Raw genomic sequence first — 21,752 nt, 5'->3', positions numbered from 1 at the left:
GGCCTGATCGGGCCGTCAGAGCCCGCGCTTGCGCTGGTAGCGGGCTCGCAGCCAGAAGAGCAGGAAGAAGCCGAGCACGAAGATCACGCCGAAGGCGGCAGCAAGCCAGGGCGAGATATCGCCGAGCTTGAGCATGATCGACGGCAGAACGAAGAAGCCGAGACCGGCGACGACGAGAATGATCGCAGCGGCGATCGCCGGTGACTTTTCCTTGTTCTGCATGACTTCCCTGTTGTTGTCTGCTGCGGCTTAAGCAGCCTGCGCCTATTTCGACGCCTGCCGCTCCAGATCCGAACGTATATCTTCAAGCCGCCGCTTCTGGCGACCGTCTTCATCGAAATTATCAGCTGCAAGCCAGGTTTCGAATGCGGCATTGAGCAGCGGCCATTCGCTGTCGATCATCGAAAACCAGGCCGTATCACGGTTGCCGCCCTTGGATATCATGTGCTGGCGGAAGATGCCCTCGAAGGTAAAACCGAGCCGGGCGGCGGTCTTGCGGCTCGCCATGTTCTCGCTATGGCATTTCCACTCGTAGCGGCGATAGCCGAGATCCTCGAAGGCGTGCTTCGCCATCAGGTAATGCACTTCGGTCGAGAGCGGCGAGCGGGCCATGGCGGCGCCGTGTGCCACGGAGCCGACTTCGACGACGCCGTTGGCGGGATCGGCACGCATGTAATTGGCCATGCCGACGACAATGCCGGTCGCCTTGTCGCGGAAGACCTCTGTAACCCAGCCGGATTTCTCCTGCGCCGCCGTCAGCCAGGCATCGAAAGCGTCGATATCCCTAAAATCCGGCTGCGTGAAGTATTTGAGCAGCGGGTTGATCGCCATACCGCCGAGGCCGTCCCAGAGGTCCTGCAGATGCCGGTCGCGCTCATAGGCCTCGAGCTTGACGAAACGCCCTTCGAGCGCGACGCCCTTCGGCGCCGGGCACCCTTTCCAGTTCTTCAGATCCTGCATCGGCCGCTCCTCCTTCATCCCTGCCCTTCGGCATAGGCCAGAGTGGCGGCCGACACAAATTCAAACTGGTGATGAACCCTGTTCGAACCGGTGATGAAACCATGCCCCCCGAACGGTATCCTACGCGGTGGCCGGCACCTTGGCGGCCGAGACCGTCGCCTCGATGTGATCGACCAGCGCGTCGGGAAGTCCGAGGCGTCCGGCGAGCAGGTCGAGATAGCCGCGCTCCGCACGGGTTTCCGGCTCGATCGTCAGGCGCGACGCGGTGTAGATCTCCACGCGCTCCTCTTCGGTCTTTGCCGCGCCGACGATCGCGTCGATATCGACCGGGTTGGCAAGCTCGCCTTCGAGGAAGGCCGCGGCATCGGCCGAAAGGCCCGAGACCGACAGCTTGTCCATGATGTGCTGGCGCTCGGCCTCGTCGATATGGCCGTCGGCACGCGAAGCGGCGATCATTGCGCGCACGAGGGTCAGCGCAAAATCATGGCTGACGGCTTCGGGAGCAGAGGCGAAGCCGGAATCGGCCGGCGGCGGCAGAAGTTCCGGCTCGCCCTTGGCAACCGTTGCACCGCCCGGCGTATTGCCGGCCTGATAATTCTTGTAGGCTTGGTAGCCGAGACCGGCGATCGCCGCGAGACCGCCAAGCACGGCGGCGTTGCCGGCCAGCTGGCGACCCGACTTGGTGCCGAGCAGAACAGCGGCAATGGCGCCGCTCGCCAGTGGATTGTCCTTGGCAAGCTGCGTCGCCTGGGTCGCGCGATCGCGCACCGTGCCGCCGGCACCGGGCACCTGCGATCCCAGAAACTGATCCAGCAATTTCTTCGCGTCGAACATCGGGTTTCGCTCCTTGTCGGTTCCGGGCGGTTGAAGGCGAGCTCAAGGGTGCGCCGCCCGCGCGCCCGTCGCTGAATGGATTGAGACATAGGAACGTTGCAGGGAAAATACAAATTCGCGCCAGAGGCGAGCGACGCCGTACAGCCAAAGAAAAAGGCCGGGCTCTCCACCCGGCCTTTCAAAAAACGGAAGGCGTTGCTTGCCGCTCAGCCCTTGAGCACGAAGGCTTCTGCCGCAAGCTTGGTGATGCCGGCCCAGTCGCCCTTGGCAACCAGTTCCTTCGGCGCAACCCAGGAGCCGCCGACACAAACGACGTTGGGCAGCGTCAGATAGTCGCGCGCATTGGCAAGGGAAATGCCGCCCGTCGGGCAGAAGAGCGTGCCGGCAAGCGGCGAGGACAGCGACTTGAGGTAGGCGGCGCCGCCGGCCTGCTCGGCCGGGAAGAACTTCATGACGTCGTAGCCTTCTTCACGCAGACCCATGACTTCGCTCGCCGTCGCCGCACCTGGCAGCAGCGGCACCTCGTGGTCGTTGGCCACATCGATCAGTTCCTGCGTCGTGCCGGGGCTGACGATGAACTTCGAGCCGGCTTCGACCGCGGCTTCGAACTGGGCGGCGTTGAGGATCGTACCGGCGCCAGCAACAGCGCCTTCGACTTCGTTGGCAACGGCGCGGATCGCTTCGAGTGCGGCCGGCGTGCGCAACGTGATCTCGATCGCCTTCAACCCGCCGGCAACGAGCGCGCGCGCCAGGGGAACGGCGGTCGCCACGTCGTCGATCACCAGCACCGGAACAACCGGCGCCAGTTTGAGGGTTGAAAGAAGCCTGTCGGATTTCGCGCTCATGCCGATCGTCCTTTTTAAAACGATTGAATATGCCCTCCGCATACTCCCCCTGCCACCGGTTGTCGAGACCCAAGGCGGCGGGAGCGCGGCTTTCGCATGTAAGGCAACGGTAATATGCAACTTGCGACAAAGAGATGACTTGAGCCTTTGCGTGAAAGCGATAGGTTGAAGGCCGCGGGCCCTCGAAATGGCGGATTTTCCATGGCGAAGGAAATAGAGCGCAAGTTTCTCGTCGCTTCCGATGGGTGGCGAGAGCGTGCGGACAAGGGCATTGACCTCAGGCAGGCCTATGTCGTGACCATGGACGACCGCTCGCTGCGCGTGCGCATCCACGGCGACAAATGGGCGCGGCTGACCATCAAGATCGGCAAGTCGGCACTGGTCAGAAACGAATACGAGTACGACCTGCCGATGGACGATGCCCGCGAGATGCTGACCCAGGCGGTCGGGATCGTCATCGAGAAGAGGCGCTACCGGGTGCCGCACAAGGGGTTCACCTGGGAAGTCGACGTCTATGGAGGCGCGCTCAAAGGCCTCGTCGTTGCGGAAGTCGAGATGAAGCGCGAGACCGACATGCCGGCGCTGCCCGATTGGGTCGGGCAGGAAATCACGGGCGATCGCCGCTACTCCAACCAGTCCCTCGCCACGGAAGGACTGACGGAACCGCAACCATGACTTACGCCTTCGAACCTGGACGGCCTTTTTCCGAAGACTTCCGCACGATCGCCGCCGAACAGCTCACACAGGCGGTGATGAAGCTCGAGGATCGGCCTGACGGGGTGCACGAGGCGATCCACGACGCCCGCAAGAACTTCAAGCGCCTGCGCTCGCTGTACCGTCTCGTCGCAGCGGACGTGCCGCTTTTTCAGAAGCACGAAAATGCGCGCATCCGCGACATGGCCCGCAACCTCTCAACCGTTCGGGACGCGGCCGCACTGGTCGAGAACGCCCATTACCTCAAGGCAGCCGCTTGCAACGAGGAGGAAGAACGGGCGCTCGCCCATGTCTGCGAGCGGCTGACGACACGCCGGGACCGCATCACGGCAAGCGCGACCGATATCGAGGACCGCGTGGCAGCCACCATCGTGCGCTGCGAGCAGGCACTGCAGGCCCTCAGCCAAGTGACATTCGACGATCGACGCCGCAAGACCGCAGACCGGCTGACGAAGGGATGGCGGCGCACTCTGAGGCGGGCCAAGCGCGCCCGGCAGGCATGCAGCGAGACTTCGGAAGCCCCGGCGTTCCACGAGCTGCGAAAGCGGGCGCAGGACTACCGCATGCATCTCGGCCTGATGCACGCGGTCTGGCCTTCCGCCCTGCAGGCCAAGCGCGCCGAGGCTAAAGCGCTGGTCGACACGCTCGGGCACCTCAACGATCTCGCGGTCATGACCCAGTTGATCAACGAGGATCCGGGGCTTGCCGGTAACAGTCAGGATCAGGCCCACCTCATCGCGGCCGTCATCGACCGACAGGGAAGCTTGCGCAAGCACGCTCTTGATCTCGCCGCCGAGGTCTTCCAGGAGGAACCGGACGACGAAAGCCGAACGATCCGGTTGCTCTGGCTCGACGCCGCGCGCTGATGTTTCGGCGAAATTTCGGCGGGCGGACCGACTGTCCGCGCCGCGACAGAGTGCCCCTGGGCCCCGCCGCGATTGCGCTTGCGGCGCGAAAGCTGTATTTGCACGGGCCATGACCGACATTTTCACGATCCCGCGCCCTGAGCCCCATGGTGAGACGCATGGCCAGTTTCTGGTGGCCGCGCTCTATCATTTCGCACGCTTCCCGCGTTTCGCCGATTTTCGCGAACCGCTGCAGGCCGTCTGCGACGAAAACGGCGTCAAGGGAACGCTGCTTCTGGCGCATGAAGGCATCAACGGCACGATCGCCGGCACGGATGCCGGCATCGCCGCGGTGCTCTCGTTCCTGCGCGCGCAGCCCGAATTCGGCGCACTGGAGCACAAGGAAAGCCGTGCATCGTCCATGCCGTTCCTGCGCATGAAGGTGCGGTTGAAGAAGGAAATCGTCACCATGGGCGTCGAGGATATCGACCCCAACAAGATCGTCGGCACCTATGTCGATCCGAAGGATTGGAATGCACTGATCTCCGATCCCGAGACGATCGTCATCGATACGCGCAACGACTACGAAACCGCAATCGGCATCTTCAAGGGCGCGGTCGATCCGAACACCAAAACTTTCCGCGAATTTCCCGATTGGGTGCGCAACAACACCGGCCTGCACAACAAGCCGAAGATCGCCATGTACTGCACCGGCGGCATCCGTTGCGAGAAGGCGACCGCCTTCATGAAAGAGCAGGGCTTTGATGAGGTGTACCACCTCAAGGGCGGCATCCTGAAATATCTCGAGGAAGTGCCCCAGGAAGAAAGCCTCTGGGAAGGCGCCTGCTTCGTCTTCGACGATCGCGTCTCCGTCACCCATGGCCTCGAGGAAGGCGAGCACACGCTCTGCCACGCCTGCCGCCAGCCGCTGACCAAGGCGGACTTGGCTTCACCGCACCACGAGGACGGCGTCTCCTGCATCCATTGCCACGAGGTCCGCACCGACGAGGACCGCGAACGCTACCGCCAGCGCCAGCGGCAGATCGAACTTGCCAAGAAGCGCGGCGAGCGCCACCTCGGTAGCTGACATACGCTTGGGCATCCGCCCGTCGCTCGTGCGAGCGGGAAGCACCCCTCATCCGCCTGCCGGCACCTTCTCCCCGCAGCGGGGCGAAGGGACTTGTGGCACCGCCCCAGCCGACATCGCTAACTCCAGCTTGCGGCTGCGACTTGCACGCAGTTCCCCGGGTACCGAGAGCTGCGTTCCGCGGCGCCCCAGCGTGGCACGTCCCCTCGCCCCGCTTGCGGGGAGAGGGTTGGGGTGAGCGGCGGTTTCACTCGCGAACGCAGTCAGCCCGGCAACGCCTCGCATTCCTCAAGTGCCAATGCACTGCGGTCCCATTCATGGCGGCTGCGGGTGAAAATGGCGTTTGTCGGTCGAAATACCGACGGGTCGTCGAGCGTGCCGGCATAGATCGACACACGCGGATCGTCCGGCGGGCCGGAGCCATAAACCTGGCTGCCGCAGGTTTCGCAAAAATAGCGGATCGAAGGATTGCCGTTTTCAGCGCGCGTCTCGTAACCGCGGCCGGTTCCCGACATCGTCACATCGGCCCGCTCGAAGATCATGTAACAGCAATGACCGGTGCCTGTCGTGCGCTGGCAATCGCGGCAATGGCAGAAACCGGAAAAAAGCGGCTCACGGTTCAGCTCATACCGGATTGCACCGCAGAGACATCCGCCTTTCAAGACGCTCATGGTTCGTCCTCCTCGAAGTGCCAGGAGGATAGCCAAGCAAGCCATGCGGTCGAAGAAAAACCGCGCGCCGCAAGTTGCAGCGCGCGGTCCATGTTTCTCTTTACCAGAGACGCTTACCAGCTCGGGATCAGCGCGCCTTTGAAGGTGTCGTTGATGAAGGCCTTCACCTTTTCGTCGTGGTAGGATTCGACCAGGGTCTTCACCCACGGAGCATCCTTGTCGGCCTTGCGCACGGCAATCACGTTGGCGTAGGGCGACTTCTCGCCTTCGATCGCGATCGCGTCCTTTTTCGGGTGCAGGCCGGCTTCCATCGCGTAGTTGGTGTTGATGACGGCGGCATCGACGTCCTGCAGCGAGCGCGGCAACTGGGCAGCGTCAAGCTCGGCAAACGTGATGTTCTTCGGGTTCTCGGTGATGTCGGCCGGCGTGACCTTGAGGCCCACTTCTTCCTTGACCTTGATCAGGCCCTTCGACGCCAGAACCAGCAGCGCGCGGCCGCCATTGGTCGGGTCGTTCGGGATGGCGATCGTGGCGCCGTCCTTGAGCTCGTCGAGGCTCTTCACCTTCTGCGAATAGACGCCCATCGGGGTGGTGATGGTGGTGCCGACGCTGACGATGTCGAAACCACGATCGGCGATCTGGTTGTCGAGATAGGGCTGGTGTTGGAACGAGTTGGCGTTGAGGTCGCCGTCAGCCAGAGCCTGGTTCGGGACGACATAGTCGGAGAATTCGAGGATCTCGATATCGAGGCCCTTGGGAGCTGCGATTTCCTTCACCTTCTCCATGATCTGGGCGTGTTCGCCCGGCGTGACGCCGACCTTGATGGTTTCGGCGAGTGCCGTGCCGGCGGAAAGAGCGGCAATCGCTGCCGCGATGATAAGCTTCTTCATGGTCGTCTCCTTGTTCACGTTCAGTCTTGGGAGGAAATCAGGTCTTGCGGTTTTTCTTGTCGAAACGCCGCGCCAGCCCGTCGCCGGCGCTCTGGACGAGCTGCACCAGCACGATCAGCACGATGACGACGACGAGCATCACGTCGGGCATGAAGCGCTGGTAGCCGTAGCGGATGCCAAGGTCGCCGAGCCCGCCGCCGCCGACGGCACCGACCATCGCCGAATAGCCGATGAGGCTGACGGCGGTCATGGTGAGCGCCAGGGTCAGCGCGGGCCGCGCTTCGGCGAGCAGCACCTTGAAGACGATCTGCATCGGGGTCGCGCCCATGGCGCGCGCCGCCTCGATCAGCCCCTTGTCGATTTCGCGGATCGCCGCTTCCACCAGCCGTGCGACAAAGGGAATGGTGGCAATCGTCAAGGGCACAATCGCAGCCTTCGTACCGATGGAGGTGCCGGTGAGCAGTCGGGTAAACGGAATGATGGCGACGACGAGGATGATGAACGGCGTCGAGCGCGTGGCGTTCACGATCAGCCCGATGAAGCGGTTGAGCGTCGGCGCCGGGAAGAGTTCACCCTTGCCGCTGGTGGCGAGGAAGATGCCGATTGGCCCGCCGATCAGCGAGCCGATCAGGCCGGCGATGGCGACCATATAGATCGTGTCGACGGTGGCCCCGCCGATGCGCAGGAGAATATCAGGCGACATAACCGAGCACCTCCGTGACCAGACCGTTTTCGACAAAGAAGCGTTCGGCGCGGCCGGACGTCTCGGCATCCGCGCCATAGGCGACGACCAGCGAGCCATAGGGCGCGCCGCCGATCTCGTCGATCGTGCCGGCGATGATGTTGACCTCGGCGCCGACAGACTTGATCAGCTGCGAGATCAGCGGCTTCTCGGCCGCAGCCCCGAAGAAGGTGAGCCGCACGACGGCGCGATCGCCGGCCGCGGGTGCAGACTTCAGGGCGCGGGCGACCGCGTCTGGAAGCTTCGACCCCGGCAGCCCCGAGAGCAGCGCCCGCGTCGTCTCGTGCTTCGGATGGGTGAAGACGTCGAAGGTGTGGCCACGCTCGACGATGCGGCCATGATCGATGACGGCGACGTCTGAGGTCACCGCCTTCACCACTTCCATCTCGTGGGTGATGAGCAGCACCGTCAGGCCGAGATCGGCATTGATGCGCTTCAAAAGCTCCAGGATCGACTGGGTCGTTTCCGGATCGAGCGCCGAGGTCGCCTCGTCGGAGAGAAGGAGCTTCGGCTCGGTCGCAAGCGCGCGGGCGATGCCGATGCGCTGCTTCTGGCCGCCCGAAAGTTCGGCCGGATAGCGCCCGTGCTTGTCGGCGAGACCGACGAGATCGAGCAGCGGTCGAACGCGCTGTTCGATCGCGCGCTTGTCCATGCCGGATATTTCGAGCGGCAGCGCGACGTTTCCGAACACAGTGCGCGAGGACAGCAGGTTGAAGTGCTGGAAGATCATGCCGACGGAGCGGCGAAGGCTGCGCAGCGCCGCCTCGTCGAGCCCGCCGACATCGACGCCGTCAACCAGCACCTTGCCGCCCGTCGGCTTTTCGAGCCCGTTGACCAGTCGGATCAGCGTCGACTTGCCAGCGCCGGAGCGGCCGATGATGCCGGTGATCGAACCACGGTCGACGGTCAGCGAGACCTTGTCGAGCGCAGTGAAGGCGCCGCTGGTGCCGGACGCGGGGAAATGCTTGGAAACGCCGTCGAAGACGACGGCCGCGTCAGCCGATGGCGCGGCGTTTTGGGCGGAAACGCTCATCGTTCGGAATTCCCCGAATGAGGCGCAGTCGGAATGTGCGGGTACATAAGTGCTCTCGGATGTTCAAAACTCATGATCCCGGGCCTGGCCGGGATGGAACGCGCGTCTGGTCAGGCCGACATTCGACAACGCATTCGGAACAGGGAGCACTTCTCTAACATCAAGCAACCAGTCAGTTCAACTTTGCTGCCGCATGGCCCGCATGCGACATAATCTACGGCTCTTATGGAGAATTGCCATGCCCTTTCACAGGCATGATTTTTCCGAATTTGCCAAGCAACGGCAAAACCATGCTCTTTTGCTTCGCAACGCGCCGTCATCCCGCAAATCGCCATCTTGGAAATCCTTGTTCGGGCGGACTGTGTCCGACCGCATTTCATGCTAACGGGCAGGAACAGGAATATGAGGTGAGAAATGCGCATCGTCTTGACCGGAAGTTCCGGCCGCATCGGCAGAGCGATCTACAACGCGCTCGCCGCCGCCGACCATGACGTCATCGGCATCGATCGCGCGCCCTTCGGCACGACGGCCATCGTCGGCGATCTCGTCGATGGCGAACTGCTGGAGCGCGCGATGGAAGGGGCGGACGCCGTCATCCATACGGCGGCCCTGCACGCGCCACATGTAGACGCCGTCGCCGACCAGGAGTTCGAGCGCGTCAATGTGATGGGCACCCATCTGGTGATTGCCGCAGCCCAGGCCGCCGGCGTCGGCCGCATCGTCTTTACCAGCACGACGGCACTTTATGGTCATGCGGTCACGGAAGGCGGCTGCGCCTGGATCACCGAGGAGACGCCGCCGAAGCCGCACACCATCTACCACCACACCAAGCTTGCGGCCGAAGCTCTGCTCGAAAACGCGGCGGATCGTGCTTTGCATGTGCGGGTGCTGCGCATGTCGCGCTGTTTCCCGGAGGTCGCCGATCGTATCGCAAGCTACCGCCTGCACCGCGGCATCGATGCGCGCGACGTGGCTGCCGCGCATGTGGCAGCACTCGACAATGGCGGCCCGGCTTTTCAGCGCTACATCATCTCGGGCGAAACGCCGTTCCTTCCAACGGATTGCCGCCGGCTGGCGGAGGATGCCGCAGGGCTCCTGCGTGAGCGTGCGCCAAAACTGTCGCAGGCCTTTGCCGATCGCGACTGGCCGCTGCCCGCGACCATCGACCGGGTGTATGACCCGAGTGCTGCGATCGAAAAGCTCGACTGGAAGCCGCGCTACGGTTTCAAGGAAGTGCTGGCCCAGCTCGACCGGCAGAGCCTGGAAGTCCTGCCGGTCCGGCGGTGAATTGACCGAGCCGCACGGAAGCGTTGCGGGCGGGTGAGCCCGCCCGCTTGAGCGTCAGATGTGGTTGCCCTTCGGGAACTGTTCGGCCAGAGCCTGGTACCACTCACCGCTCTTCTTGATGGTGCGGACCTGGGTGTCGTAGTCGACATGGACGATGCCGAAACGCATCTTGTAACCTTCGGCCCATTCGAAATTGTCCATCAGGCTCCAGGCGAAATAGCCGCGCATCGGATAACCCTCGGCGATTAGATCCGCCGTCACCGACAAGTGGTCGGCGATATAGTCGAGCCGCGGCTGGTCGTCGACAATGCCGTTCTCGACACCCATGTTGTAGCAGGCGCCGTTCTCGGTGATGTAGCAGTCGGGCAGCTGGTAGGTCGCGTTCAGCGTCTTGACCAGGCTGCCGAGCGCCGGAGCGTAAACCTCCCAACCGATATCCGTCTTTGTCTGGCTCACCGGCTTGGCATTGATGGTTGCCGGATATTCTGCGCCCTTGGCCGGATCGGCACTGACCCGCATCGGCGTGTAGTAGTTGAGCCCCCACCAGTCGAGCGGCCGGGAGATCGTCTCCATGTCGCCGTCTTCGATCGCGGGCATGCGATGGCCGAGCGCACTCATGAAGCTTTCGGGGTACTCCCCCTTGAAGATCGGGCCGAAGAAGACGCCATTGTGGAAGTCGAAGGCGCGATCGGCGGCTTTCCTGTCGGCCGCGCTGTCGCTGCCCGGGTAGACCGAATGCGCATTGATGACGATGCCCGTAGGCAAGTTCGGCCGCTCGGAGCGGATGGCGTCGACGCCGAGCCCGTGCGCCAGATTGGTAAAGTGCAGCGCATGCAGGGCTGCGTCCATGTTGCGCTCGCCCGGCGCATGGATGCCATAGAGGTGGCTAAGCCACACCGAGCACCAGGGCTCGTTGAAGGTCGCGACCGCGTCGAGCCGGTCGCCGAGGCGGGCGATCACGGTCTTGGCGTAGCGCTGGAAGGCATAGGCCGTCGTGCGGGCCGTCCAGCCGCCATCGCCCATCAGCGCCAGCGGCAGGTCCCAATGGTAAAGCGTGGCGAAGGCCTTGATGTTACGCGCCTTCAGGCCGTCGACGAGGCGGTCGTAGAAATCGAGACCTTTTTCGTTGATCGGGCCGGTGCCTTCAGGAATGATCCGCGGCCAGGCAACGGAAAACCGATAGGCATCGACGCCGAGGCTTTTGATCAGGTCCAGATCCTCGTCGAGCCTATTGTAGTGATCGCAGGCGACATCGCCGTTGTGACGCCCGAAGACACGGCCCGGCATGTTCGAAAAGGCATCCCAGATCGACGGCTTGCGCCCGTCAGCTTTGGTCGCGCCTTCGATCTGGAAGGAGGCGGTCGCCACCCCGAATACGAAATCGCCCGGGAAGCGCTCTGCCAGGATCTTGGGATCGGTCATCTCTTTGTCTCGTCTCGTTCCGGCCCCGCTGCCAGCGGGACCTTGGTTTTCGGTTTGTAGCGGGCCGACCTAAATCCATGCCGGCAAATGTCAACTCGCGAAAAAGGGCGGGAAAGCCCCGCCCTTCCGCCGGTATTGGCCTGCGGCTATACCTTTACCCACGCCCCATTTCGTTTGGATGACTGTACGCAGGCGTCGACGAAGACCATGCCCTTCATGCCATCGTCGATGGTCGGGTAAGTGACGGCCGGATCGATCTTCTCGCCCTTGCGCTTGGCAAAGATGGCGCGCGCCGCCTCCGCGTAGATGTTGGCGAAGCCTTCCAGGTAACCTTCCGGATGGCCCGACGGAATACGGCTGACGCGGTTTGCGGCCGCACCCGCCCCGGCGCCGGCGCGAGTGAGCAGGCGCTTCGGCTCACCGAACGGCGTGTACCAGAGATAGTTCGGGTCCTTCTGCGTCCATTCAAGCCCGCCCTTGGTGCCGTAGACGCGCACCATCAGGCCGTTCTCGTGGCCGGGCGCCACCTGGCTGCACCAGAGCAGCCCCTTGGCGCGCTCGCCGTCCTTCGCCTTGAAGCGCATCATCACATGGGCATTGTCGTCGAGCTGGCGGCCGCCAACGAAGCTGTCGAGATCGGCAGCGAGTTCTTCGAGTTCGAGGCCGGAGACGAAGGCGCCGAGATTATAGGCGTGCGTGCCGATATCACCCGTCGAGCCGCCGGCACCCGAGCGCGCCGGATCGGTGCGCCAGGCCGCCTGCTTCTGGCCCGACTGCTCGATGTTTTCGGTGAGCCAGTCCTGCGGGTACTCCATCTGCACCAGCCGCACCGCACCGATCTCGCCATTGGCGACCATCTCGCGCGCCTGCCGTACCATCGGATAGCCGGTGTAATTGTGCGTCAGCACGAACAGCGCATCGCTCTCGTCCGCCGCTTTCTTCAGCTTCTTCGCGTCGCCAAGCGTCGAAGTCAGCGGCTTGTCGCAGATCACGTGGATGCCGCGCTTCAGGAATTCCTTGGCCGCAGCGTAGTGCACATGGTTTGGCGTGACGATCGCCACCGCCTCGATGCCATCCTTCAGCTTCGCCTCGCGGATCGCCATCTGCTTGAAGTCGGAATAGACCCGCGACGGATCGAGCCCGAGCTCTCGGCCTGAGCTTTCCGCCTTTTCCGGCGTCGACGACAGCGCGCCGGCCACCAGCTCATAGTGATCGTCGAGACGGGCTGCGATGCGATGCACCGCGCCGATGAATGCGCCGGAGCCGCCGCCCACCATGCCGAGCCGGATGCGACGCTCGCGCTTCTCGCTCGTTCCTTCGATTGCCATGATCTTCTCCCCTGTTCGTTCCGTGTTGTTTGCTCGTTTCCTGGCGCAACGGATGCCCCTCATCCGCCCGCCGGCGCCTTCTCCCCGCACGCGGGGAGAAGGGCTCATGCCGCACCCGCTTGCGAAACCGCAGCAACAGCAGCCACGATAGCCCGTGGTCAGCGGCAATCCACGTCCCCTCTCCCCGCCTGCGGGAAGAGGGCTAATCCTCGGGTTAACCCGAGGAGAGCGGGCAGTCGCACCCTCAGGTCCTACCTGCCTCAGATACCGAGCATGCGCCGGTTGGCCGCCTCGTCCGTGCCAGCCCCGGCAAAGTCGTCGAACGCCTTCTCGGTCACGCGGATGATGTGATGCTTGACGAAATCGGCACCCTCGCGTGCCCCATCCTCCGGATGTTTCAGCGCGCATTCCCACTCGACCACCGCCCAGCCGGCGAAATCGTTGGCGGCCATCTTCGAGAACACCGCACCGAAATCCACCTGGCCGTCGCCGGGCGAGCGGAAGCGGCCGGCGCGGTTGACCCAACCCTGGTAGCCGCCGTAGACGCCCTGGCGCCCGGTCGGGTTGAACTCCGCGTCCTTGACGTGGAACATGCGGATGCGGTCCTTGTAGATGTCGATATTGTCGAGATAGTCGAGGCACTGCAGCACGTAGTGCGAAGGGTCGTAGAGCATGCAGGCGCGGGCATGGTTGCCGGTGCGCTCCAGGAACATCTCGTAGGTGATGCCGTCGTGCAGATCCTCGCCCGGATGGATCTCGTAGCAGACGTCGACGCCACAATCCTCGGCATGGTCGAGGATCGGCTTCCAGCGCTTCGCCAGTTCATCGAAGGCGGTCTCGACGAGACCGGCCGGCCGCTGCGGCCAGGGATAGACGAAAGGCCAGGCGAGCGCGCCGGAGAAGCTTGCCATGGCGTTGAGGCCGAGGTTCTTCGAGGCCGTCAGCGCCAGCTTCACCTGTTCCACCGCCCAGGCCTGGCGTGCTTTGGGATTGCCGCGCACCTCGGGTGCTGCAAACCCCTCGAAGGCTTCATCATAGGCCGGATGCACGGCGACGAGCTGACCCTGCAGATGGGTCGAAAGCTCGGTTACCTCGACGCCATTGTCGCGCGCCGTGCCGGCGAACTCGTCGCAATAGGCTTTCGAGGTCGCCGCCTTTTTCAGATCGATCAGCCGCGCGTCCCAGCTCGGCACCTGCACGCCCTTGTAGCCGCAATCGGCCGCCCATTTGGTGATCGCATCCCAGGAATTGAACGGCGCGGCATCGCCGGCGAATTGCGCAAGAAAGAGCCCTGGCCCCTTGATGGTCTTCATGCTGATTTTCCTCCCGATGGAACGGCCGAAATTGGTGTTGGCCTTGTCCTGACAGCCGGCATGAAAGGCGATTGCACGCCTTTGTTTTCTCCCAGAACTGCCGGATCTGAAACGTTGCAGGCGCCGAAGCTAGCAGATTTTCAGCGAGGGGCAACAGCGCACGACCGGATTCCGAAAAGTTTTGTAATCGATTTCATTGCACACGGCATTAGACCAGCCACGGCACGCCCTCGCTGCAGAAATCCGCGACATCAACGATCGCCTCCCGTGCGCGTCGACGAAGAGAAAGGGCGCTTTCGAGGCGCCCTTTCGATATCCATCTCCGCTCAGACGTAGCGGTTGACGACGTTTTCGAGCAGCTCCTGCTTGCCGGACTTCGGCTGCGGGTTGAGGTCCGACTTCAGCACCCAGGCCTCGATCTCTTCCAGCGCGAAGCCGCCGTCGAGCATCTTCTTGGCTTCCGGCACCTGCCAGCCGGCATAGCGGCCTTCGAGCGGTGCGGAGAGCGCCTTGTCCTCGATCATTTTTGCCGCTGCCTTCAGGCCACGCGCGCAACAATCCATGCCGCCGATATGGCCGATCAGCAGGTCCTCCGGATCGATCGACTGGCGACGCAGCTTGGCGTCGAAGTTCGTGCCGCCGGTCGCAAAGCCGCCACCTGAAAGAACCTGGTAATAGGCGAGCGCCATTTCCGGCACGTTGTTCGGGAACTGGTCGGTATCCCAGCCGGACTGGTAGTCGTTGCGGTTCATGTCGATCGAGCCGAAGATGCCGAGCGCGTTGGCAAGCGCCAGCTCGTGCTCGAAGGAGTGGCCGGCGAGGATCGCATGGCCCTGCTCGATATTGACCTTCACCTCGTTTTCCAGGCCGTAGTTCTTCAGGAAGCCGTAGACCGTCGCGACGTCGTAGTCGTACTGGTGCTTGGTCGGTTCCTGTGGCTTCGGCTCGATCAGGATCGCGCCCTTGAAGCCGATCTTGTGCTTGTATTCGACGACGAGGTTGACGAAACGGCCGAGCTGGTCGAGCTCGCGCTTCATGTCGGTGTTGAGCAGCGTCTCGTAGCCTTCACGACCGCCCCAGAGCACGTAGTTCTGGCCACCGAGGCGCTTGGTGGCGTCAAGGCAGGTTTTCACCGTCGCGGCTGCGAACGCGAAGACATCCGGATCCGGATTGGTCGCCGCACCCGACATGTAGCGCCGGTTGGAGAAGAGGTTCGCCGTGCCCCAGAGCAGGTTGACGCCGGTCTCGGCCTGCTTCTTTTCGAAGTAGTCGACAATCTCGTTGAGGTTCTTCGTGTTCTCGACGAAGCTTTTGCCTTCCGGGCGCACGTCGGCATCGTGGAAGCAATAGAACGGGACGCCGAGCAGGTCGAAGAATTCGAAGGCGACGTCGGCCTTCAGCTTGGCCGCAGCCATGTCATCCTTGAACCAGGGACGTTCGAAGGTCTGTCCGCCGAAGGGGTCGCCGCCCGGCCAGACGAAGGTGTGCCAGTAGGCAACCGCGAAGCGCAGGTGATCTTCCATGCGCTTGCCGAGCACGACCTCGTCCTTGTTGTAATGGCGGAAGGCGAGCGGGTTGGCGCTATCCGGTCCTTCATATTTTATCTTGGCGATATCGCCGAAAAAGCCAGTGCTCACGGGTCTTGCTCCTCTTTCAAGAGTGGTGTCGGCCGGCGTCGCGCATGCGATAGGCGCGGCCATTACGTGGAAGGTAATTGGTTTCATTCCCTCGTCCGGCGATACCGGAAGCATCGAAACGCCAAACGAAAGGAACACTTCGATGCACGACTTCAACGCCATCGCCAGAGCCTACATCGCCGCCTGGAACACGACCGACGCCGCAAGCCGCGCCGGCCAGATCGAGAAGGCCTTCACCGCCGACGTCGCCTATCGCGACCCGATCATGCAGGGCGACGGCCATGCCGGCGTGGATGCGCTCATTGCCGGCGTGCACGGACAGTTTCCCGGCTTCCGCTTCACGCTGAAGGGTGCCGCCGACGGTTACGCCGACACGATCCGCTTTTCCTGGGCACTCGGTCCGGACGGCGTTCCCTCTGTCATCGAAGGCACCGATGTCTGCCAGATCGAAGATGGTCGCCTGAAGACGGTCACCGGTTTCCTCGACAAGGTTCCGGCCCGCTGAGCACGCGGCGGCGGATCGAGACAGGGGGCGCCGTATCACGACACGGCGCCCTTGATCGCCGGATAGAGCCGACGGTAGCGCTGGTAGCTCGCCTCATAGGCCGAAACCAGCGACGCCTCCGGCGCAATGTTCTCGGCCGTCTGTGGGGCGTAGCAGCTGACAACGGGATCGGCACCGGTCGCGGCGATGAGGCCGAGGCGGGCCGCCCCGAAGGCAGCGCCGAAATCGCCGTCGGCGGGCAGGTCGACCGGCAGGTTGAGCGCCGTGGCGATCGATTTGAGCCAGTAGCGCGAGCGCGAACCACCACCGATCGCCGTCACCCGAGAAAGCGTCGTGCCGGCGGCGCGCAAGGCTTCCAGGCTGTCGCGAATGGCGAAGGACACGCCCTCCATCACCGCCTGGGTCAGCACCACCCGGCCGCTCGCATGGCCAAGCCCGACAAAGGCGCCACGGATCGCCGCGTCATTGTGCGGCGTGCGCTCGCCCGACAGATAGGGAAGGAACGTGACGCCCGAAGGCGCCTTCAGATGATCGCCGAGTTCGGCGCTCAGGTCGGCAGCACTGCGGCCGGCGATGCCGGAGTACCAGTTCAACGCATCGGTCGCAGACAGGATCACGCCCATCTGGTGCCAGGTATTCGGCAGCGCGTGGCAGAAGGCATGCACGGCGCTTTCCGGGTTGGGTAAGTAGCTTGCATTCGCCGCGAAGAGAACACCCGAGGTACCGAGCGAGACGAAGGCATTGCCCTCGCCGACCGTGCCCATGCCACAGGCAGAAGCCGCATTGTCGCCTGCACCGCCGGCAACCACGACGTCACCGGAAATGCCCCAGCGCGCGGCCAGTTCCGAACGCAGCTTCCCGGCCGCATCGGTTCCCTCGACCAGGCTCGGCATCTGCTTTTCGTCCATGTCGGTGGCGGCAAGCAGGCTTTCCGACCACTGCCGCTTGCCGGTATCGAGCCAGGCAGTGCCGGCGCTGTCGGACATTTCCGACATGTGCTCGCCGGTCAGCCACAGGCGCAGATAATCCTTCGGCAGCAGCACCCAGCGCACCTTGGCGAAGATGTCGGGCTCGTTGGCCCGCACCCAGGCAAGCTTCGGTGCGGTGAAGCCGGGGAAGACGATGTTGCCGGTGATGGCGCGGAACTGCGGGTCCGCATCGAGCGCTGCCGCCTCTCGGAAGCTGCGGGTGTCGTTCCAGAGGATGCAGGGCCGAAGCACCCGGTCGTCGGCATCAAGCAGCGTCGCACCGTGCATCTGGCCGGAAAGGCCGATACCGCGCACCGCCGAAAGCTCCGCCGGGTGTGCCGCCTTCAGCCCGGCAATTGCCTCTTCGGTGGCGCGCACCCAATCGGCCGGGTCCTGTTCCGACCAGCCGGGATGCGGCCGCGAGACGTCGAGCGCGCCGGAGGCGGAACCGACGATGCGCTGGCCGCCATCGATCAACATTGCCTTGACGCCCGAAGTCCCGAGATCCAGTCCGAGATACATGCTTGCCTCCATTGAGCAATCCTTCGAAAGAACTGCGTAAATTCAAAGCGCTACGCCGGATCGACCGGCAGGTTGTCCTTCAGGAAAATTTCGATGCGGATGCGCTCCTGCGCCCCGATCACCGAAAGGCCGTCGGCGCGGGCCTTCAGCACCCGGATGGCGCTGCGCACCTCATGGCCGCCGTCCTGATTGAGGAGAGCGTCGAGCGTGCCGGAAAGAAGTGCCGCGCGGCTGTGCGGCGTCAGTTCATGGGCGATGGCGCAGACAGCCTTTTCGCGACCTGCCTTTTCCAGTGCCGCGATCAGGCCGCGATTGCCGGCGCCGAGACTGTAGATGCCGGCAAGCTCCGGTTGATCGGCGAGAAGGTTGGAGACGAGGCGATCGACCTCGGCCGGATCGTCATGGCCTTCGACGACGGGCAGCAGCCGGCGGCCAGGCGCACTTTCTGCCATGGCCGCGCCAAAACCTTCGAGACGGTCGCGATGGTCGCGCACCAGCATCGAGCCGGCTACGATCGCCACCGGGCCGTTTCGGCCACCGAGGAAACGCCCCATCAGGGTGCCGGCGGTCCGGCCGGCGGCAACGTTGTCGACACCGGCGAAATGATCGCGCGACGACCCCGGCAGGTCGGAAACCAACGTCACGACGGCGACGCCGTCTTCACGCAGCGCATCTACCGCACTGACGACCTCGGGCGCATCGATCGCAACGACCGCGACGCCGGCCGGGTCAAGCGCCCGCGCTTTATGAAGCGCTGCAGCTAACGCTTCCGGGTCGAAGGCCGGCACGGACAAGACCGTGATCGCCGTGCGCTCGACTGCCGAGCGCGCCTTCGCCGCCTCCACCTCGGCCGCAAGACCGCGCATGAAGGTGTTGTCGCCCTCCGGCAGGATGAAGACCAGCGGGTAGATCCGGCTCTTGGCGAGGTTGGCGGCGGCGACGTCGCGCACATAGCCGAGCGCTTCGATGGCGCGCTCGACCTTGTCGCGGGTGACACCACGCACGCCCGGCCGGTTGTTCAGAACCCGGTCGACGGTCGCGAGGCTGACCCCGGCTCTAGCAGCGATATCGTGAACTGTCGGGCGCATGTTTTCCTCCGGGTTCTGCCTTTAGAGGAATTTCTGATGTACGTAAATCAAAAATCCGCAAGACGTGGAAAACGGAGCGCCGCGCGGCTGTCCGGAGACAGGGGATTAGACACCTTAAATATTTGATTCAGATAGAGTTTTCGACCTAGGAAAGGCGCTTGCTGAAGGTATCGGTAAAGACAACCTCGCCATGGCTCTGTCCAGCCTCCGCCAGCGCCACGTCCATGAAGCCATCGGTAACGCGCACGACGCCAAAGCCGCCCATGTAAGCGGCCTTCGGCTTGATGAGATCGAGCCCGCCCTGGCGGTAGATCATTGCGGTTTCGTGCTGATGCCCGTGGAACAGGCCTATGACGTTGCTGCCTTTGACGGTGTCGAGCAGCGCCTGGCGCTGAGGGATGCTCCACCAATGCGGAGCGCCGTCGCCTTCGTCGTCGAAAGTCCTGGCCTTCGCATCCCAGACCTCCGTCGAAAAGGCGTCCCAGCCATAGTGCTGGAAGAGGATCACCGGCCGGCCGTCGGCGGCATAGGACGCCAGATCCTGTTTCAGCCAGGGCAGCGCATTGACCGCACCCTTGGTCTCGTCGCCGCCGAAGCGCTGCAACTGCACCAGATGCAGCCCGCCCCAGTCCCAGGAGTAGCAATCCGACAGCGGATCGTAGTTGGTGACCGGCACCGGAGGCTTGTAGAACACCGACTGGCGGTGGTTGAGCTCGACATAGTCGCGCAGTTCGCGGCGATACCAGTCGACATGCGGCGGGGGCCCATCCTGGTCGAGGTCGTGGTTGCCGAGGCCGACATAGACGGGCATGTGGACGTGGTCGGGTCCCGCCCCTTCCTGGTAGCGACTTGAGAATTGCTGCAACTGCCGCCCCTCGCGCGGCTGGCGCACCTGGCCGCCGCCGTCATCGGTGAGATCGCCGCCGAGCACCAGGCCGAGCGGCTTGCCGATCTCTCGCCCGGCGCTTGCAAGCCCGCTCGGCTTGCCGGCAACCGTCTCCGGCCAGCGCATGGCGTGCACGGCATTCAGCGCCGCGACGTGGCGCAGCAGATTTGCGTCCGTCTTGCCTTCGGCCGCGCAGTTGGGAGCAAGCCCTTCGATTGAAACGAGGCAGGCATGGATATCGTTGGAAAACAGGAATGTCGCGTCGATGGCCGGGACTGCGGCGCGGCTTCGGGAGGCAGCAAGCGCTGCCCCGAGACCGGCAAGGCCCGCAACGAATGATCGCCTGGATATGCCGTCAGAACCCGATCGCCGCATGCCGCTCCCCCTCTCACACTTGGGACAGAAGTGTGCCGCAAGGCGCGGCTCGCGTAAATCGAGAGTCGCGTCCTGCTTAAGAGGGGGAGCTAGTGACCGCCGCCGCTAGGGCCGACGCCCTCGGGCTTCTTGATCATCATGACGCCAAGGATCAGCGACAGGAACAGCACCGTCAGCAGCATGAAAATGTCGCCGAAGGACAGGATGATCGCCTGCTTCTGCGCCATGCCCGCAAGCTGCTTGATCGCGATCGTCGTGCCGTCGAGACCATGGGCGTTGAAGTTGGCGGCCATGTTGTTGAAGCGTTCCATGGCTTCGGGGTTACCCCACTGGATATGCTCGGCAAGGCGGGCATAGTGGAAGTCCTGGCGCTGGGTCAGGATCGTGTTGATAACCGCAAGCCCCACCGCGCCGCCGAGGTTACGGGTCAGGTTGAACAGGCCCGAGGCGCCGCGCATGCGCGCCGGCGGCATGGTGCCGAGCGCGATGTTGTTGATCGGCACCATGCACAGCATCAGCCCGACGCCGCGCAGGATCTGCGGGATGAACAGCTCGTAGAAGTCCCAGTCGGCCGTCAGGTGCCCCATGATCCAGGTGCCGCTGGCAAAGCTGGTGAAGCCGATCGTCATCAGCACGCGCGGATCGAGCTTGCCCGAGAGAATACCCGCGACCGGCGCCGTGAAGAACATGGCAAGGCCCGAGACGAACATGGTCTCGCCGATCATCAGCGAATCGTAGCCGCGGATACGGCCGAGATAGAGCGGATAGAGATAGGTGAGACCATAAAGGCCGATGCCCATGACGAAGGAGAACATCGAGCCGAAGGCGAAGTTTCGGTTGGCAAAGGCCCTGAGGTCGACGACCGGGAACTCCACCTTGAAGGCGCGGTAGAAGAACACGATGGCGGCAATCGCCGAAGCGACGGCACCGATGACAATGTGCTCGTCGTTGAACCAGTCGTTGGTGTTACCCTCTTCCAGCACGTATTCGAGCGCGCCGAGGAAGATCGCCATCGAGGCGAGACCCCACCAGTCGAACTTCTTGAACAGGCCAAGCTCCGGCTTGTCGAAGTCGATGAAGGTCCAGGTGAGCGTCGCAACGATGATGCCGGGAATGACGTTGACGAGGAACAGCCAGTGCCAGGAGAAGGCGTGGCTGAGATAGCCGCCGACCGTCGGACCGATGGTCGGGGCAAGCGTGGCGATCAGGCCGATGATCGGCGAGACGATGTTGCGCTTCGACGGCGGGAAGATGGTGAAGGCGGCCGCAAAGACCGACGGGATCATGCCGCCGCCGATGAAGCCCTGGATCGCGCGATAGACGATCATCTGGTCGATGTTCGTCGCGGTCGCCGCAAGCGCGCTTGCCGCGGTGAAGCCCGCCGCCGAAACCGAGAACAGCACACGCGTCGAGACGATGCGCGCCAGCGTGCCCGAGAGCGGGATCATGATGACTTCGGCAATGAGATAGGAGGTCTGCACCCAGCCGATCTCGTCGGAACCGGCCGAAAGGCCGGCCTGGATTTCGGCAAGCGAGGCCGAGACGATCTGGATGTCGAGGATGGCCATGAACATGCCGACGACCATGGCGAAGAAGGCGATCAGCCTCTTCGGGTCCATATGTTCCTCGACCTTCGGTGCGGCGGCCGCCACCGAGCCTGCTGTTGCCGTTGCGGCCATCTCAGCCACTCCTTGCATGGGCGCGCTTGGGCGCCAGCGTTCTGGACATGCGCGTTTCGCCGCGCCGGCGTTCCGGACTTCACCGCGCTCCGTAGCGCCGGGGTCTCGACAAAAGGCGCGC

The 21,752-nt window shown here is 63.6% G+C and carries 21 protein-coding genes; 5 read left to right on the top strand and 16 right to left on the bottom strand.

Annotated features, from left to right (window positions below; translation table 11 throughout):
• Positions 1 to 15 precede the first annotated feature (15 nt).
• From IB277_RS17765 to IB277_RS17750, 4 genes are all read right to left on the bottom strand, one after another.
• Entirely contained in the window at positions 16 to 222 is a 207-nt protein-coding gene (locus IB277_RS17765; protein ID WP_034786975.1) for a hypothetical protein, read from the bottom strand.
• Positions 223 to 264: 42 nt separating this feature from the next.
• Positions 265 to 960: a GNAT family N-acetyltransferase gene (locus tag IB277_RS17760; RefSeq protein WP_060517647.1), complete on the bottom strand. Its 696-nt coding sequence runs from the start codon at positions 958 to 960 to the stop codon at positions 265 to 267.
• A gap of 120 nt (positions 961 to 1,080) precedes the next feature.
• Positions 1,081 to 1,794 (bottom strand): tellurite resistance TerB family protein, encoded by a 714-nt coding sequence (locus tag IB277_RS17755; protein ID WP_034786977.1) that lies wholly within the window; start codon positions 1,792 to 1,794, stop codon positions 1,081 to 1,083.
• 206 nt (positions 1,795 to 2,000) lie between these two features.
• Positions 2,001 to 2,639, bottom strand: a complete 639-nt coding sequence (locus tag IB277_RS17750; RefSeq protein WP_034786978.1) for a 2-dehydro-3-deoxy-phosphogluconate aldolase — start codon at positions 2,637 to 2,639, stop codon at positions 2,001 to 2,003.
• A 201-nt stretch (positions 2,640 to 2,840) separates the two neighbouring features.
• Between IB277_RS17750 and IB277_RS17745 the strand changes: the two genes are divergently transcribed.
• The 3 genes from IB277_RS17745 (at position 2,841) to IB277_RS17735 (ending at position 5,285) form a co-directional block, all read left to right on the top strand.
• A complete protein-coding gene (locus IB277_RS17745) occupies positions 2,841 to 3,314 on the top strand; it encodes a CYTH domain-containing protein (RefSeq protein WP_034786982.1) in 474 nt (157 codons plus the stop codon).
• Positions 3,311 to 4,219, top strand: a complete 909-nt coding sequence (locus tag IB277_RS17740; RefSeq protein WP_034786985.1) for a CHAD domain-containing protein — start codon at positions 3,311 to 3,313, stop codon at positions 4,217 to 4,219. Before IB277_RS17745 ends, IB277_RS17740 begins: the two co-directional genes overlap by 4 nt.
• Before the next feature lie 109 nt (positions 4,220 to 4,328).
• The gene (locus tag IB277_RS17735) at positions 4,329 to 5,285 is read left to right on the top strand and encodes a rhodanese-related sulfurtransferase (RefSeq protein ID WP_110819343.1); all 957 of its coding nucleotides are present in this window, start codon (positions 4,329 to 4,331) and stop codon (positions 5,283 to 5,285) included.
• A 263-nt stretch (positions 5,286 to 5,548) separates the two neighbouring features.
• Here the strand turns inward: IB277_RS17735 and IB277_RS17730 are convergent, their stop codons facing one another.
• The 4 genes from IB277_RS17730 to IB277_RS17715 form a co-directional block, all read right to left on the bottom strand.
• Positions 5,549 to 5,956 carry a GFA family protein gene (locus IB277_RS17730; RefSeq protein WP_244546796.1) on the bottom strand — a complete coding sequence of 136 codons (408 nt, stop codon included), beginning with the start codon at positions 5,954 to 5,956 and terminating at the stop codon, positions 5,549 to 5,551.
• Between the two features lie 113 nt (positions 5,957 to 6,069).
• Positions 6,070 to 6,846 carry a MetQ/NlpA family ABC transporter substrate-binding protein gene (locus IB277_RS17725; RefSeq protein WP_034786995.1) on the bottom strand — a complete coding sequence of 259 codons (777 nt, stop codon included), beginning with the start codon at positions 6,844 to 6,846 and terminating at the stop codon, positions 6,070 to 6,072.
• Positions 6,847 to 6,883: 37 nt separating this feature from the next.
• Positions 6,884 to 7,549 (bottom strand): methionine ABC transporter permease, encoded by a 666-nt coding sequence (locus IB277_RS17720; RefSeq protein ID WP_060604648.1) that lies wholly within the window; start codon positions 7,547 to 7,549, stop codon positions 6,884 to 6,886.
• Positions 7,539 to 8,621 (bottom strand): methionine ABC transporter ATP-binding protein, encoded by a 1,083-nt coding sequence (locus IB277_RS17715; protein WP_089044929.1) that lies wholly within the window; start codon positions 8,619 to 8,621, stop codon positions 7,539 to 7,541. Before IB277_RS17715 ends, IB277_RS17720 begins: the two co-directional genes overlap by 11 nt.
• Before the next feature lie 414 nt (positions 8,622 to 9,035).
• Here IB277_RS17715 and IB277_RS17710 point away from each other — a divergent pair, with 414 nt between their 5' ends.
• Entirely contained in the window at positions 9,036 to 9,908 is an 873-nt protein-coding gene (locus tag IB277_RS17710) for an NAD(P)-dependent oxidoreductase (RefSeq protein ID WP_090297985.1), read from the top strand.
• Positions 9,909 to 9,962: 54 nt separating this feature from the next.
• On the opposite strand, the gene IB277_RS17705 is transcribed toward IB277_RS17710, so the two are convergent.
• The 4 genes from IB277_RS17705 to xylA form a co-directional block, all read right to left on the bottom strand.
• On the bottom strand, positions 9,963 to 11,330 hold the full coding sequence (locus IB277_RS17705) for a GH1 family beta-glucosidase (RefSeq protein ID WP_034787007.1): 1,368 nt from the start codon (positions 11,328 to 11,330) through the stop codon (positions 9,963 to 9,965).
• Positions 11,331 to 11,476: 146 nt separating this feature from the next.
• Positions 11,477 to 12,658 (bottom strand): Gfo/Idh/MocA family protein, encoded by a 1,182-nt coding sequence (locus IB277_RS17700; protein ID WP_090297988.1) that lies wholly within the window; start codon positions 12,656 to 12,658, stop codon positions 11,477 to 11,479.
• A 260-nt stretch (positions 12,659 to 12,918) separates the two neighbouring features.
• Positions 12,919 to 13,971 carry a sugar phosphate isomerase/epimerase gene (locus IB277_RS17695; RefSeq protein ID WP_034787015.1) on the bottom strand — a complete coding sequence of 351 codons (1,053 nt, stop codon included), beginning with the start codon at positions 13,969 to 13,971 and terminating at the stop codon, positions 12,919 to 12,921.
• A 326-nt stretch (positions 13,972 to 14,297) separates the two neighbouring features.
• On the bottom strand, positions 14,298 to 15,608 hold the full coding sequence (gene xylA / locus IB277_RS17690; protein ID WP_110819341.1) for a xylose isomerase: 1,311 nt from the start codon (positions 15,606 to 15,608) through the stop codon (positions 14,298 to 14,300).
• 142 nt (positions 15,609 to 15,750) lie between these two features.
• On the opposite strand from xylA, the gene IB277_RS17685 reads away from it, so the two are divergent.
• A complete protein-coding gene (locus IB277_RS17685; protein WP_090298098.1) occupies positions 15,751 to 16,113 on the top strand; it encodes a nuclear transport factor 2 family protein in 363 nt (120 codons plus the stop codon).
• 35 nt (positions 16,114 to 16,148) lie between these two features.
• On the opposite strand, the gene xylB is transcribed toward IB277_RS17685, so the two are convergent.
• From xylB to IB277_RS17665, 4 genes are all read right to left on the bottom strand, one after another.
• Positions 16,149 to 17,603, bottom strand: coding sequence for a xylulokinase (gene xylB / locus IB277_RS17680; RefSeq protein WP_192371328.1), 1,455 nt, complete (start codon positions 17,601 to 17,603; stop codon positions 16,149 to 16,151).
• 50 nt (positions 17,604 to 17,653) lie between these two features.
• The gene (locus IB277_RS17675) at positions 17,654 to 18,691 is read right to left on the bottom strand and encodes a LacI family DNA-binding transcriptional regulator (protein ID WP_090297996.1); all 1,038 of its coding nucleotides are present in this window, start codon (positions 18,689 to 18,691) and stop codon (positions 17,654 to 17,656) included.
• A gap of 145 nt (positions 18,692 to 18,836) precedes the next feature.
• Positions 18,837 to 19,952 carry a metallophosphoesterase gene (locus IB277_RS17670; protein ID WP_060530583.1) on the bottom strand — a complete coding sequence of 372 codons (1,116 nt, stop codon included), beginning with the start codon at positions 19,950 to 19,952 and terminating at the stop codon, positions 18,837 to 18,839.
• Positions 19,953 to 20,041: 89 nt separating this feature from the next.
• A complete protein-coding gene (locus IB277_RS17665; protein WP_089044924.1) occupies positions 20,042 to 21,631 on the bottom strand; it encodes a DHA2 family efflux MFS transporter permease subunit in 1,590 nt (529 codons plus the stop codon).
• Between the last annotated feature and the right edge of the window lie 121 nt (positions 21,632 to 21,752).

The sequence above is a fragment of the Ensifer sp. ENS07 genome (assembly GCF_014852185.1).
Lineage (GTDB): Bacteria > Pseudomonadota > Alphaproteobacteria > Rhizobiales > Rhizobiaceae > Ensifer > Ensifer adhaerens.
The sequence above is the reverse complement of the archived record's forward strand: the minus strand, read 5'-3'. Positions and strand labels throughout refer to the sequence as shown.